Raw genomic sequence first — 11,793 nt, 5'->3', positions numbered from 1 at the left:
AGACCGCCTTATGATCGTTCAGAACCCGATGGCCTGGCTAATCCCGTCCATCCGAAAGTGCATTCGAAGGAGCCTCCCATGCAGATGAACCCCAACAAAGACACCCAATTGTGCATGTCCCTGTCTGGGCGTCCCGGGAATTTCGGTCTGCGTTTTCATAACCATTTGTATGAACAACTGGGCCTGAATTTCTACTACAAGGCATTCAGCAGCCAAGACCTGCCCGGTGCGATCGGCGGGATCCGCGCGCTGGGGATTCGCGGTTGCGGGGTGTCGATGCCGTTCAAGGAAGCGAGCATTGCGCTGGTCGATGAACTGGATGCGTCGGCGGCAGCGATTCAGTCGATCAACACCATCGTCAACACCAACGGCCATCTCAAGGCCTACAACACCGATTACATTGCCATCGCCCAGTTGCTGGAAACCCACGCGGTGCCCAAGGACACGACTTTCGCGCTGCGCGGCAGCGGCGGTATGGCCAAGGCGGTGGCCAGTGCCTTGCGCGATGGCGGTTACAAAAACGGTTTGATTGTCGCCCGCAACGAGCGCGCCGGCCGTGCGCTGTCGGACTCCCTGGGCTATCGCTGGCAGGCAGAACTGGGAGCCGAGCGGCCGCAGATGCTGATCAACGTGACCCCGGTGGGCATGGACGGCGGATCGGAAGCCGGGCAGCTGTCGTTTGAGGTGGATGTGATCAAGTCTGCCGACACTGTGTTCGATGTGGTGGCGATCCCCTCGGAAACCCCGTTGATCGTGCGCGGTCGTGCCGAAGGTAAAAAAGTGATCACCGGGCTGGAGGTAATCGCGATCCAGGCGCTTGAGCAGTTCGTGCTGTACACCGGCGTGCGGCCGACGGTCGAGCAGTTCGATGCGGCGGTGGCGTTCGCCCGCAGTTGATAGCGCCTGAACAACGGTGAGTCCGCCCGGATTTGCCGTTGCCTATACTGCTGGATCAGCAAGCACAGACTTGCCCTTCACAAAAGCCGAGGTTTGCATGTATCCGCCCATTCTCAACCTGAATGACGTCGAACTCGAACCGCTTCCCGAAGCCCTGTCGCCCGAAGGCGAAACCGCCGGGCGCTATCGGCAGCGCCTGGCCCGGGTCGGCCAGCAACTGGGTGCGCAAAAGCTTGGTTATCGCCTGTATGCGCTGCCACCGGGCATGCGTGGCAGTCCGTTTCACAGTCATCGGGTCAATGAGGAAATGTTTTACGTGGTGGCCGGGGAAGGGGAAGTGCGCCTGGGCGCCGAACGTTTCCCGATCCGCGCCGGCGACGTGATCGCCTGCCCGCCGGGCGGCCCTGAAGCGGCGCATCAAATCATCAACACCAGTGCTGCGGAACTGCGCTATCTGGCCGTCAGCACCCAGCAGCAACCGGAAATCTGCGAGTACCCGGACTCGAACAAATACGCGGTGATGGACAACTTCAATGTCGATGCCGAAGGCAATGCCTCGGGATTCGTGGCGGTGGCGCGGCAGTCGGACGGGGTGGATTACTGGGACGGCGAATAACACCGCCCCGACGCGCTTATTCTTCGAGGCGGGCCAGACGCTCTTCCAGCGCCGCAATCCGCGCTTCCAGCTCTTCGATGCGCTCTACAGACACGCCGCTGGCAGCCCCGCGATCACTCGGATTCTGCCGCGCCGCGATAATCGCCTCGATGTCCGCCGGATCGCCCAGTGCGTGGGTGTAGCGATCTTCGCGCTGGCCGGCCTGACGCGGAATCAACACCGCCAGCTCCCGGGCGATCAGACGTTCCAACTGATGCACCACTTGTTCGGCGTCTTCGAATTCATGCATGCGACCGCTGCGGGTCAGCAGTTCGTTGACGGTCTGCGGGCCGCGCAAGAACATCAACCCGGTCAGAATCAATTGCGCCGGCACCAGCTCCAGCGCCTTGTCGACCTTGTGCTCCCAGCGGTCGGCGCGACTGCCCATCACCAGTTTGGCGAAACCACGGCTTTCGAGAGCGCGCAGGCTCTGGCCGACCTGGCCCTGGGTCAGGTTCATCACCGGTTCGCGGCTGGTTTTCTGGTTGCAGGCCAACACCAGCGCATTGAGGGTCAACGGATAGGTTTCCGGGCTGGTGGCCTGTTTCTCGATCAGCGAACCCAGAATGCGGATTTCCGTGGCGTTGAGCCGTGGTTCGTCGGAGCGGGTTTCAAATTCTGTGGTCATCGCACGTTCCCTCTGCAGTCGAAGGCGCCTAGCCTAATCCTTGCTGGATAAAAGACAAGCCGCGCCGCCATGCGAGCATGGCTATAATCGCCCCCACGATTCAACCAGCCACCACGTGAGACTGCCATGACCATTTCCCTGTACGCCGCATCCGTCCCGGTTTTCCAACAAATGCTCAACGCCCTGAGCGATGTGCTGAAAAAGGCTGAAGCACACGCCACCGAGAAAAACATCGACCCGAACGCGTTCCTGCAAGCGCGTCTGTACCCGGACATGTTTCCGCTGGTGCGTCAGGTGCAGATCGCCGTGGACTTCGCCAAGGGCGTGTCCTCGCGTCTGGCCGAAATCGAAATCCCGAAATATGACGACACCGAAACCACCTTCGCCGAGCTGCAAGCGCTGATCGCCAAGGTTCTGGCCTTCATCGGCGAGATCAAGCCAGAGCAGATCAATGGCAAGGAAGGCATCGAGATCGTGACTCGCCCGGGCACCCCGAAAGAGAAGCGCTTCAGCGGCCAGGCTTATCTGCTGAGTTACGGCCTGCCGCAGTTCTTCTTCCACGTCACCACCACCTACGCCCTGCTGCGTCACAACGGTGTGGAAGTGGGCAAGCGCGATTACATGGGCGCGTTCTAAAACGTTCTGCAACAAAAAGCCCGCCAAGGTTTACGCCTTGGCGGGCTTTTTGTTGCGCCGGGTTTTTACGCCGGACGCTGGGCTTTCTGCTCTTCGCCCAGGCACGCGGCGGCGGTGAACAGCACGTCGGTGGAGGAGTTCAGCGCCGTCTCGGCCGAATCCTGCAGCACGCCGATGATGAAGCCGGCTGCCACCACCTGCATGGCGATTTCGCTCGGGATGCCAAACAGGCTGCAGGCCAGCGGAATCAGCAGCAGCGAGCCACCGGCAACGCCCGACGCACCACAGGCGCAGATCGCCGCGACGACGCTGAGCAGGATCGCGGTCGGGATGTCCACGGCGATACCCAAGGTGTGCACGGCGGCGAGGGTCAGCACGGTGATGGTGATCGCCGCACCCGCCATGTTGATGGTGGCGCCGAGCGGGATCGATACCGAATAGGTGTCTTCATGCAGGCCCAGACGCTTGCTCAATTCCAGGTTGACCGGAATGTTCGCCGCCGAGCTGCGGGTGAAGAACGCGGTGATGCCGCTTTCGCGCAGGCACTGAAGTGTCAGTGGATAAGGGTTGCGACGCAGCTTCCAGAACACGATCAGCGGATTCATCACCAGCGCCACGAACAGCATGCAGCCGAGCAGCACTGCCAGCAGATGCGCATAACCGATTAATGCACCAAATCCGGAGGTGGCCAGGGTCGATGCCACCAGGCCGAAAATACCCAGCGGCGCAAAACGGATCACGACCCGGACGATCACTGTCACGCCGTTGGACAGATCGCCCAGCACTTCGCGGGTAGTGTCGCCCGCGTGCCGGATCGCCACGCCCATGCCGATGGCCCAGGCCAGAATGCCGATGAAGTTGGCGTTCATCAGTGCGCTGACCGGGTTGTCGACCACGCTCAGCAACAGGCTTTGCAGCACTTCACTGATGCCGCCCGGCGCGCTTACGGCGATGTTGTCGGTGGACAGCACCAGATGCGACGGGAACATCATGCTGGCGATCACCGCGACCACGGCGGCGGCGAAGGTGCCCAGCAGATACAGGAACAGAATCGGCCGGATGTGGGTTTCCTGGCCGTGCTTGTGGTTGGCGATCGAGGCCATGACCAGCACGAACACCAGGATCGGCGCCACGGCTTTCAGGGCCGAGACGAACACCTTGCCGATGAAGGCCGTGCCTTTGGCCGCTTCCGGCGCGAACAGCGCGAGGGCGATGCCGGCAATCAGGCCGATAAGGATCTGGGTGACCAGGCTGAGGCTTTTGAGGCGTTGCAATAGAGAAGGGGATGAAGCGGTCATGAACGGCATCTCTGCTTTTTTATAGGGTGCAAGGTTGCGCAATCCGGGCGTTGAATCGGGGGCAGGCCACAGACACGAACCGAAAGGACTGACGCGCCAACCACGCCGTTAAACGGGTGGCTGAACAGGGTGTACGTTTTGCAGGGCGCGGACTTTATCACAGGGTCATCCGATTCCTTCAGGCCTGTGACGATCTGCCACCGGATCCATCTACAAGTTAGACAGGTTTGTGCAAGTCACTCGGGAAACACTCTGTTAAGATTGCGCATCCTTATTTTCAAGTTCTGCCAGCGGGCCCTCGGGTCAACGCTGGTGTCGTCGTTTTGCTGGAGTTCCTCATGCTGTTGCCCATCCTTCTGTTGTCTGCCGCCGGGTTTACGGTGCTGACCACGGAGTTCGTCATTGTCGGCCTGCTGCCGGCGATTGCTCGCGACCTGGCTGTCACCATCCCGCAGGCCGGGTTGCTGGTGACTCTATTCGCTTTCACCGTGGCGATGTTCGGTCCTTTCTTGACCGCGTATTTCGCCCGCTTCGAGCGCCGCAAGCTGTTCATCACCATCCTGATCATGTTCGGCCTGGCCAATACCGTGGCCGCGTTGGCGCCTAACATCTGGGTCATGGCCATCGCCCGGCTGATCCCGGCGCTGGGTTTGCCGGTGTTCTGGGCGCTGGCCAGCGAAACGGCGGTGGATATCGTCGGCCCGGACTACGCCGGTCGCGCGATCGCCAAGATCGGCTTCGGCATTGTCTGCGCCACCGTGTTCGGCATTCCGGTCGGCACGCTGATTTCCGATGCGTTCGGCTGGCGCAGTGCGTTTGCCATTCTGGCGGTGATCGCGTTCGCCAAGGCGTTGCTGCTGTTTGTCTACCTGCCGAAAACCAGCCTGCACCAGCATCAGGTCAGTTTCGCTTCGCAGTTCAAGATCCTGCGCAGCCCGCTGATGCTGGGGCATGTGCTGCTGTCGATCCTGGTGTTCAGCGGCATGTTCACCGCTTACACCTATCTGGCGGACATCCTTGAGCGTCTGGCCGGCTTCAATGGCACCGTGGTCGGCTGGTGCCTGATGGGCTTTGGCGCGGTCGGTCTGATCGGCAACTCGTTGGGTGGTCGCGCGGTGGATCGTCATCCGCTGATGGCGTCGGTGATGTTCTGCGCGTTCATGATCCCCGGGATGGTGGCGCTGGTGCCGAACATCAATTCGTCGCTGGGTCTGGCGGCGGCGATGGGCATCTGGGGCGTGACCCAGGCGGCGCTGTTTCTGGTCAGCCATGTGCGTTTGATGAAAGCCGCACCGGAGGCGCCGGCCTTCGCCGCGTCGCTGAACATCGCCGGGGCCAACCTCGGGATTGGTCTGGGCGCGATCATTGGCGGTCGAGTGATCGATAGCGCCGGTCTGGGCTTTGTGGGCTTCGCCGCCGCCGGGTTCATTCTGCTGTCGATTTTCCTCGCCATGGTGCTGATGGTGCTCAAGCCGCGCGACGCCTGTGCGCCGGCTTAAAAGGCTGTAAACAGCTCGCGTCGGGCACCTTCGGTAATCGCTTTGATACCGGGGTGCTTGACCTTGCGCTCCACCGAGATCGCGTAGAACGACTCGCTCACCGCATCGGTCTGGCCGATCAACTCGACGCCGTACTGGCGCTTCACCTCATCGGCAATCACGCTCGGGCCGATGAAAATCCCGCTGCCGGACTGGCCGAACGCCTGCATCAGGGCGCTGTCATCGAACTCCCCGACAATCCTCGGCTGAATCTGCTGCTCGGCGAACCAGCGCTGTAAGCGACTGCGCACCACGGTTTCCGCGCCGGGGATCAACAGCGGCGCACCGTGGAGGCTGCGCGGGAAATCCTGACCGTATTGCGCGGCCAGTTCTGCGGTGGCAAAGAAACTGATCCCGCATTCCCCGAGTTTCTGGCTGTAGCCCTTGATGTCCAGGTGCGAGGGCATCGGGCTGTCGGAGATCACCAGGTCCAGGCGCTGGATTGCCAGGTCCGCCAGTAACCTCTCGAGTTTGTCTTCGCGGCAGGTGATGCGCAGTGGCTCGCTCAATTCCATGGTCGGCGCGATCAGGCGATAGACGATGGATTTGGGCACCACGTCCGCCACGCCCACCCGGAACAGGATTTGCTGTTCGTTGGGTTGGGCGCGCAGCATCAACTCCAGTTCGCCGCCGAGCTGGAACATCTGCTCGGCGTAGGGCAGGGCCTGGCGCCCGGCCTCGGTGAGCTCCAGTTGCCGGCCGACCCGTTGAAACAGCTCGATGCCGTAGGTCTGTTCGAGCAGGGAAATCTGCCCGCTGATGGTTTGTGGCGTCAGATTCAGCTGCTCGCAGGCGCGCACGATGCTGCCGGTCTTGGCCACCACCCAGAAGTAGTGCAGTTGTCGGTAATTGAGCATGGGTTCGCTCCGTCCAATACAGTTCGTATAAATCGAAGTATAGCCGCTAAAAATACGAATTTTCCTGAAGTGTTTGTCTCCCTAGAATGCCCAGCCATCGACGGCCGGTCTGTACGGCGCTGTCTGTTCTATCGAGGGAAGCATCATGAAACTGAAAACTACGGCGTTATTGATCGCGTCTTTACTGGTACTGGCCGGTTGCGATCAGGCCGAAAAGAGCGCCCAGCAACTGATGGGGCAGGCGGCTGAAGCGGCCAAGCAAGCCATCGATGACACGCACAAAGCCGCCGAGCAGGCGCTCAGCGATGCCACCGGCAATCTGATCAGCAAGAAAGAACCGAAAGACGACGAAGAAAAATCCGAATCGTCCTCCCAGGAAATCTAAACCGTCTTACACAGAGTCAGGACTGACCCATGGAATATCTGTTAGAACTCGCTTCCAGCCCGACCGCCTGGATTGCCTTGGCCACATTGGTGGTGATGGAGATCGTACTCGGCATCGATAACCTGATCTTCATCTCGATCCTGACCAACAAGCTGCCCGAGCAGTACCGGCAGAAAGCCCGTCGTCTGGGGATCGGCATGGCGCTGATCATGCGTCTGGCCTTGTTGAGCACCATCGCGTTCATCGTTCAGTTGACCGCGCCGGTCATCGAGATCCTCGGCCAGGCGTTCTCCTGGAAGGACATGATCCTGATTGCCGGTGGCCTGTTCCTGGTGTGGAAGGCGACGACCGAAATCCATCACAGCATGGACCCGGCGCCGGAAGATCCGAAGACCGCGACGTCGACGGTGACCCTGGGTTTTGCAGCCGCCATTGGGCAGATCCTGATGCTGGACATGGTGTTCTCGATCGACAGCATCATTACCGCTGTCGGCATGACCGAACATTTGCCGATCATGGTGATTGCGGTTGTCGTCTCGGTGCTGGTGATGTTGTTTGCAGCTGATCCGCTGGCCAAGTTCATCAATGACAACCCGACGGTGGTGATGCTGGCGCTGGGCTTCCTGATCATGATCGGCATGACGCTGATTGCAGAGGGCTTCGGCGCCCACGTACCGAAAGGTTATGTGTATGCCGCCATGGCATTCTCGGCTGCGATTGAAGTGCTGAACATGATGTCGCGCCGCGCCAAGCAGAAGAAACTGACTGCCGAAGCGTAATCGCTGGAAAACCAAAGGCCGCCTGAACTCGCGAGAGTCCAGGCGGCCTTTTTGTTTTTGTTGGTTGCAGAACGTCAGTGCGCGGTGGCGTGGCGGGCGTCGTGTTTCTCGATCTTCCTGGTCGGTGCAGGTTGAACCGGGTGGTGATGGCGGCGGGAAATCCGCAACACGCCCCACAGCATGGCGGCGGCAACGGCCAGCCAGCCGGCGATCAGCATTACGATGGTCATGGTCAGGCTCATCTGTGCCTCCTCTTTGCCCTGCGTCGGGCGCGCTTTCTTTGGCTCTTGTCTGAATGACAGTCTAGTCGCTGGTGTGTTTCAGGCTATTGACCAAAGGTCGGTGGTGTTCAATCAGTTCGCTCTATGCAGCTCTGGCATCTGCCGCTTTGGGCTATACCGCAACGTTGCGCCGTCCTATGATCCTCGACCAAGCCGGAACACGATGACCGGTAACTGATCAAGAGAGTGATGATGGTGCAGCTATTTTCCCGGATTCGCGCAGCGCTGCTGGTGGCCGGTTGCGTGACAGCATTGGTGGGGTGTGCGGGCAGTGTGGCGCCGGAGGTCAAGCGCCTGCCGGAACGGGTCGAGCTCAGCGGCACCTTCTACCGCGGTGAGGCCTATCAAAGCGGGCCACAGGTGCTGGCCAGTCTGCTGTCGCAGCAGGGCATCGTGATCACGCCGGGGCTGTTGGAAAAACCGCTGAACTTGCCGGGCGCCGAGGACAAGTTGCAACAGAATCTGCAGAGCCTGGCGCGTGAATACGGCATGGTCGTGTATCCGCTGGACAGCAATCTGCCGGCGCTGCTGACTCAGGTGGCGGCCGGGTATCCGGTGATGGTGCGTTTCAGTGAGGGGGCGGCGTTTTGGGCGGAGCCGCGCTACGCGATCCTGTCCGGCTATGATCGTCTGAAGCAGAAAGTGCTGCTGCGCGCCGGGATGAATCGCCGTGAATTGATGAGCTTCAGCTCGTTTGAGTCGGCCCTGGAAAAATCCGGCGGCTGGGCGGTGTTGATTCAGAAGCCGACGCAGATTCCGGTGGCGGTCGATCAACAGCGCTGGCTCAAGGCTGCTGACGCACTGGCGCAAGCCGGGCAGGAGCGGGAAGCGGCGCAGGCGAGGAAGGCGCTGGCGGCGCATTGAGGTTCCGTTCGTCGCTTGTCGGGCACCCTGGCGGGGGACGCGCTTCTGAACTGTAGCGTCCCGTGTTTTACGGGCCTGGTATCAGGAGATGAACATGGCAATTCCAAATTCACCCAGTGGGCCGCATTCTTCAGAACATGGCAGTGGCGACGACCTGGGCTTCGATCCGGATTCGCCTGATCTGGACGATCCGCAAGTCGATCCTGTCGGCCCGGCGAAGGCGCCGAAGGATGTTCAGCCGGGCGATGATCCCAAGCGTCCGGCCAAGCCTTACGATCCCTTGGCTGATCTCAAGCCTTGAAGCGAGGTGCGTATGAGTACCGATTCGAGTTTCGACGACCACAAGCCTGACAGTGTGCCCACTACCCCCGAGCCGGATGTCGATCCGGTGCTGGATCCGGACAGCCCCCTGCGCGATCCGCTCGCGCGTCCAGCGGTGGTAACGCCAGAGCATGCGCGCGACCCGAGTGCCGGTGATGGTATTCCCGATGACGACAAGATGCCGTTGCCCAACGACTGAGTGCATAAACGAAAAAGCCCCGACGAGTCGGGGCTTTTTCATGGGTGACGGATTATTTGGAGGCTTCGATCACGCCGCTCTGGCGACTCTTGAGGTTTTTGTCGGCCTTGTATTGCTGGGCCACCGCCGGGACGCTGGCGCTCTTGCCGGTTTCCACCCAGCTGCGAATGCGGCTGGCATCGGCGAAATGGGTGTATTTGCCGAACGCATCGAGAATCACCAGGGCGACCGGACGGTTGGCCATGCGGGTCACCAGCACCAGGCAATGACCGGCAGGGTTGGTGAAACCGGTCTTGGTGATGCGGATATCCCAGTCGGCCTTGTTGACCAGGTGATCGGTGTTACGGAAACCCAGGGTGTAATTGGGTTTGCGGAACGAGACGGTCTTTTCCTTGGTGGTGGTCAGCTCAATAAGCAATGGTTGTTTGTGGGCGGCCACCAGCAACTTGCTCAAGTCGCGGGCAGTGGAGACATTGCGCTCCGACAAACCGGTGGGTTCGACAAAATGCGTGCTGGTCATGCCCAGCGCCTTGGCCTTGGCGTTCATCGCTGCGATGAATGCCGCGTAACCGCCGGGATAGTGGTGGGCCAGGCTGGCGGCGGCGCGGTTTTCCGAGGACATCAAGGCAATCAGCAGCATCTCTCGGCGGGGCAATTCGCTTCGCAGTTTGACGCGAGAAAATACACCTTTCATTTCCGGGGTATGGCTGATGTCGACGTCAATCCATTCGTCCATGTTCTGGTGGGCTTCGACCACTACCAGGCCAGTCATCAACTTGCTCACGGAAGCGATGGGTACCACCACGTCCGGATTGCTGGAATAGATGACTTTGTTGGTCTGCAGATCCATCAGCAGGGCGCTGCCAGACGCAATCTTCAGTTGCGAGGCGTCTCGGGGGGCAGCGGTGGTTTCGGCGGCGTTGACCGTGGGCGTGAGGAGTGTGCCTGAAAATGCAAAAACCAGGCTCAGGATGGACAGACGAATATTCACGCGGGCGAACTCATGAAGGTTGGAAATGCCGTTCTTTGTAACGGGCTGTGTCGTAAAAACGACGCATTGTAGGAGTATGGTTGAAGAACTGTCGATGGTTGTCCGCAAGGCATGAAAAAGTCGTGAAAAGCCCTGTGAAAATAGGGGTTTCCGGCGAACGGTAAAGGTTTTTTCGAGGGCATGAAAAACCCCGCACAAGGCGGGGTTCCCGGAGCATGGAAAACACGACTCAGGCGTGCAGGGTTTCTGCCGCGTAGAGGGTGTTTTCCAGCAGGCAGGCGCGGGTCATCGGACCGACGCCACCCGGCACTGGAGTGATCCAGCCGGCGCGGGGCAGGGCGGTTTCGTACACCACGTCACCGACCAGTTTGCCGTCTTCCTGGCGGTTGATGCCGACGTCGATCACGATCGCGCCTTCCTTGATCCACTCGCCCTTGACCAGGCCCGGCTTGCCGGCGGCCACGACCACCAGGTCAGCGCGGCCGACGTGGCCGGCCAGGTCCTTGGTGAAGCGGTGAGTCACGGTCACGGTGCAACCGGCCAGCAGCAGTTCCATCGCCATCGGGCGACCGACGATGTTGGACGCGCCGACAACCACGGCGTCCATTCCGTACAGATCGGCACCGGTGCTTTCCAGCAGGGTCATGATGCCCTTCGGGGTGCACGGGCGCAGCAATGGAATGCGCTGGGCCAGACGGCCGACGTTATAAGGATGGAAACCGTCGACGTCCTTGTCCGGGCGGATGCGTTCCAGCAGTTTGGAAGCGTCCAGGTGCTCCGGCAGAGGAAGTTGAAGCAGAACGCCGTCGATTGCCGGGTCGTCGTTCAGTCGATCGATCAGATCGGTCAGCGCTTCTTGAGTGGTTTCGGAAGGCAGGTCGTACGCTTGAGAGAGGAAGCCGACCTCTTCACAGTCTTTACGCTTGTGCGAGACATAAACCTGAGAGGCAGGATCGCTGCCGACCAGGATCACCGCGAGGCCTGGCGTGCGCAGACCTTGCTGGCGACGTTCGGCAACCCGTTGGGCGATCTGCTGGCGCAGGCTGGCGGCGATCGATTTGCCGTCGATTAGTTGTGCAGTCATTGCGCGTGATTAACCATCGAGAGGGGAAAAAAAGAGAACGCATTCTCGCATGTCAAACGGTGAGGGCAAAGGCGCTTGGTCAGCAAATTCCCCTAAGCCCTTTAATTAAATGAATTTTTTTTAAAAAGGATTTGACGACCCTCGGGTCGCTCTATACTATTCGTCGCACTTGTCGGGCACAGCCTAGCACTGGTTAAGAAGGTCGAGCGAAATCAACGTTTTGCAAGGCTGGAAAGCACTTAGTTTGTAGTCCTCCAAGGGTACAGCTAACAAGGCGCCCGTAGCTCAGCTGGATAGAGCATCCGCCTTCTAAGCGGATGGTCGCAGGTTCGAGTCCTGCCGGGTGCGCCATTAGGCAGCATTGGCACAAGTAACGCGAT

The 11,793-nt window shown here is 60.2% G+C and carries 15 protein-coding genes and 1 tRNA gene; 10 read left to right on the top strand and 6 right to left on the bottom strand.

Annotated features, from left to right (window positions below; all coding sequences use genetic code 11):
• The first annotated feature begins 78 nt into the window (after nt 1–78).
• Both ACTJK7_RS23915 and ACTJK7_RS23910 read left to right on the top strand, forming a co-directional pair.
• Nucleotides 79–897 carry a shikimate 5-dehydrogenase gene (locus ACTJK7_RS23915; protein ID WP_440780697.1) on the top strand — a complete coding sequence of 273 codons (819 nt, stop codon included), beginning with the start codon at nt 79–81 and terminating at the stop codon, nt 895–897.
• Between the two features lie 97 nt (nt 898–994).
• Nucleotides 995–1,513, top strand: coding sequence for a cupin domain-containing protein (locus ACTJK7_RS23910; protein WP_085654297.1), 519 nt, complete (start codon nt 995–997; stop codon nt 1,511–1,513).
• 16 nt (nt 1,514–1,529) lie between these two features.
• On the opposite strand, the gene ACTJK7_RS23905 is transcribed toward ACTJK7_RS23910, so the two are convergent.
• Entirely contained in the window at nt 1,530–2,180 is a 651-nt protein-coding gene (locus ACTJK7_RS23905; protein ID WP_011335047.1) for a YceH family protein, read from the bottom strand.
• Between the two features lie 126 nt (nt 2,181–2,306).
• On the opposite strand from ACTJK7_RS23905, the gene ACTJK7_RS23900 reads away from it, so the two are divergent.
• Nucleotides 2,307–2,816, top strand: a complete 510-nt coding sequence (locus ACTJK7_RS23900; RefSeq protein WP_011335046.1) for a DUF1993 domain-containing protein — start codon at nt 2,307–2,309, stop codon at nt 2,814–2,816.
• Between the two features lie 65 nt (nt 2,817–2,881).
• Here ACTJK7_RS23900 and sstT read toward each other — a convergent pair whose 3' ends face one another.
• Nucleotides 2,882–4,114 (bottom strand): serine/threonine transporter SstT, encoded by a 1,233-nt coding sequence (sstT, locus tag ACTJK7_RS23895; RefSeq protein ID WP_323151627.1) that lies wholly within the window; start codon nt 4,112–4,114, stop codon nt 2,882–2,884.
• Nucleotides 4,115–4,452: 338 nt separating this feature from the next.
• Between sstT and ACTJK7_RS23890 the strand changes: the two genes are divergently transcribed.
• Nucleotides 4,453–5,613, top strand: coding sequence for an MFS transporter (locus ACTJK7_RS23890; protein ID WP_011335044.1), 1,161 nt, complete (start codon nt 4,453–4,455; stop codon nt 5,611–5,613).
• On the opposite strand, the gene nhaR is transcribed toward ACTJK7_RS23890, so the two are convergent.
• A complete protein-coding gene (gene nhaR / locus ACTJK7_RS23885) occupies nt 5,610–6,509 on the bottom strand; it encodes a transcriptional activator NhaR (RefSeq protein ID WP_007951569.1) in 900 nt (299 codons plus the stop codon). The genes ACTJK7_RS23890 and nhaR overlap by 4 nt on opposite strands.
• A 145-nt stretch (nt 6,510–6,654) precedes the next feature.
• On the opposite strand from nhaR, the gene ACTJK7_RS23880 reads away from it, so the two are divergent.
• Both ACTJK7_RS23880 and ACTJK7_RS23875 read left to right on the top strand, forming a co-directional pair.
• Entirely contained in the window at nt 6,655–6,894 is a 240-nt protein-coding gene (locus tag ACTJK7_RS23880; protein WP_039767627.1) for a hypothetical protein, read from the top strand.
• A 29-nt stretch (nt 6,895–6,923) separates the two neighbouring features.
• Nucleotides 6,924–7,673, top strand: a complete 750-nt coding sequence (locus tag ACTJK7_RS23875; RefSeq protein ID WP_011335043.1) for a TerC family protein — start codon at nt 6,924–6,926, stop codon at nt 7,671–7,673.
• Nucleotides 7,674–7,747: 74 nt separating this feature from the next.
• Here ACTJK7_RS23875 and ACTJK7_RS23870 read toward each other — a convergent pair whose 3' ends face one another.
• The gene (locus ACTJK7_RS23870; RefSeq protein WP_170928935.1) at nt 7,748–7,903 is read right to left on the bottom strand and encodes a hypothetical protein; all 156 of its coding nucleotides are present in this window, start codon (nt 7,901–7,903) and stop codon (nt 7,748–7,750) included.
• Nucleotides 7,904–8,146: 243 nt separating this feature from the next.
• Between ACTJK7_RS23870 and ACTJK7_RS23865 the strand changes: the two genes are divergently transcribed.
• From ACTJK7_RS23865 to ACTJK7_RS23855, 3 genes are all read left to right on the top strand, one after another.
• The gene (locus ACTJK7_RS23865; RefSeq protein WP_108562777.1) at nt 8,147–8,818 is read left to right on the top strand and encodes a peptidase C39 family protein; all 672 of its coding nucleotides are present in this window, start codon (nt 8,147–8,149) and stop codon (nt 8,816–8,818) included.
• Nucleotides 8,819–8,912: 94 nt separating this feature from the next.
• Complete coding sequence (locus ACTJK7_RS23860) at nt 8,913–9,119, top strand: DUF6021 family protein (protein WP_108562776.1); 207 nt, start codon at nt 8,913–8,915, stop codon at nt 9,117–9,119.
• Between the two features lie 12 nt (nt 9,120–9,131).
• Nucleotides 9,132–9,338, top strand: a complete 207-nt coding sequence (locus tag ACTJK7_RS23855) for a hypothetical protein (RefSeq protein ID WP_011335040.1) — start codon at nt 9,132–9,134, stop codon at nt 9,336–9,338.
• Between the two features lie 52 nt (nt 9,339–9,390).
• On the opposite strand, the gene pbpG is transcribed toward ACTJK7_RS23855, so the two are convergent.
• Both pbpG and folD read right to left on the bottom strand, forming a co-directional pair.
• Entirely contained in the window at nt 9,391–10,329 is a 939-nt protein-coding gene (gene pbpG / locus ACTJK7_RS23850; protein WP_085654295.1) for a D-alanyl-D-alanine endopeptidase, read from the bottom strand.
• A gap of 229 nt (nt 10,330–10,558) precedes the next feature.
• Complete coding sequence (gene folD / locus ACTJK7_RS23845) at nt 10,559–11,413, bottom strand: bifunctional methylenetetrahydrofolate dehydrogenase/methenyltetrahydrofolate cyclohydrolase FolD (RefSeq protein WP_011335038.1); 855 nt, start codon at nt 11,411–11,413, stop codon at nt 10,559–10,561.
• Nucleotides 11,414–11,687: 274 nt separating this feature from the next.
• Between folD and ACTJK7_RS23840 the strand changes: the two genes are divergently transcribed.
• A tRNA-Arg gene (locus ACTJK7_RS23840) sits at nt 11,688–11,764 on the top strand.
• Nucleotides 11,765–11,793: the final 29 nt, after the last annotated feature.

It is taken from the genome of Pseudomonas sp. 22085 (assembly GCF_052045815.1).
Taxonomy (GTDB): domain Bacteria; phylum Pseudomonadota; class Gammaproteobacteria; order Pseudomonadales; family Pseudomonadaceae; genus Aquipseudomonas; species Aquipseudomonas glycinae.
Note: the sequence above shows the minus strand (reverse complement) of the source record. Positions and strands in the feature narration are given on the sequence as shown.

Coding starts and splice junctions, on each gene's coding strand:
- ACTJK7_RS23870 (WP_170928935.1), bottom strand. CDS start 7,903: ATGACCATCGTAATGCTGATCGCCGGCTGGCTGGCCGTTGCCGCCGCC.
- ACTJK7_RS23860 (WP_108562776.1), top strand. CDS start 8,913: ATGGCAATTCCAAATTCACCCAGTGGGCCGCATTCTTCAGAACATGGC.
- sstT (WP_323151627.1), bottom strand. CDS start 4,114: ATGACCGCTTCATCCCCTTCTCTATTGCAACGCCTCAAAAGCCTCAGC.
- ACTJK7_RS23900 (WP_011335046.1), top strand. CDS start 2,307: ATGACCATTTCCCTGTACGCCGCATCCGTCCCGGTTTTCCAACAAATG.
- ACTJK7_RS23875 (WP_011335043.1), top strand. CDS start 6,924: ATGGAATATCTGTTAGAACTCGCTTCCAGCCCGACCGCCTGGATTGCC.
- ACTJK7_RS23855 (WP_011335040.1), top strand. CDS start 9,132: ATGAGTACCGATTCGAGTTTCGACGACCACAAGCCTGACAGTGTGCCC.
- ACTJK7_RS23910 (WP_085654297.1), top strand. CDS start 995: ATGTATCCGCCCATTCTCAACCTGAATGACGTCGAACTCGAACCGCTT.
- ACTJK7_RS23905 (WP_011335047.1), bottom strand. CDS start 2,180: ATGACCACAGAATTTGAAACCCGCTCCGACGAACCACGGCTCAACGCC.
- ACTJK7_RS23865 (WP_108562777.1), top strand. CDS start 8,147: ATGGTGCAGCTATTTTCCCGGATTCGCGCAGCGCTGCTGGTGGCCGGT.
- ACTJK7_RS23915 (WP_440780697.1), top strand. CDS start 79: ATGCAGATGAACCCCAACAAAGACACCCAATTGTGCATGTCCCTGTCT.
- ACTJK7_RS23890 (WP_011335044.1), top strand. CDS start 4,453: ATGCTGTTGCCCATCCTTCTGTTGTCTGCCGCCGGGTTTACGGTGCTG.
- folD (WP_011335038.1), bottom strand. CDS start 11,413: ATGACTGCACAACTAATCGACGGCAAATCGATCGCCGCCAGCCTGCGC.
- ACTJK7_RS23880 (WP_039767627.1), top strand. CDS start 6,655: ATGAAACTGAAAACTACGGCGTTATTGATCGCGTCTTTACTGGTACTG.
- nhaR (WP_007951569.1), bottom strand. CDS start 6,509: ATGCTCAATTACCGACAACTGCACTACTTCTGGGTGGTGGCCAAGACC.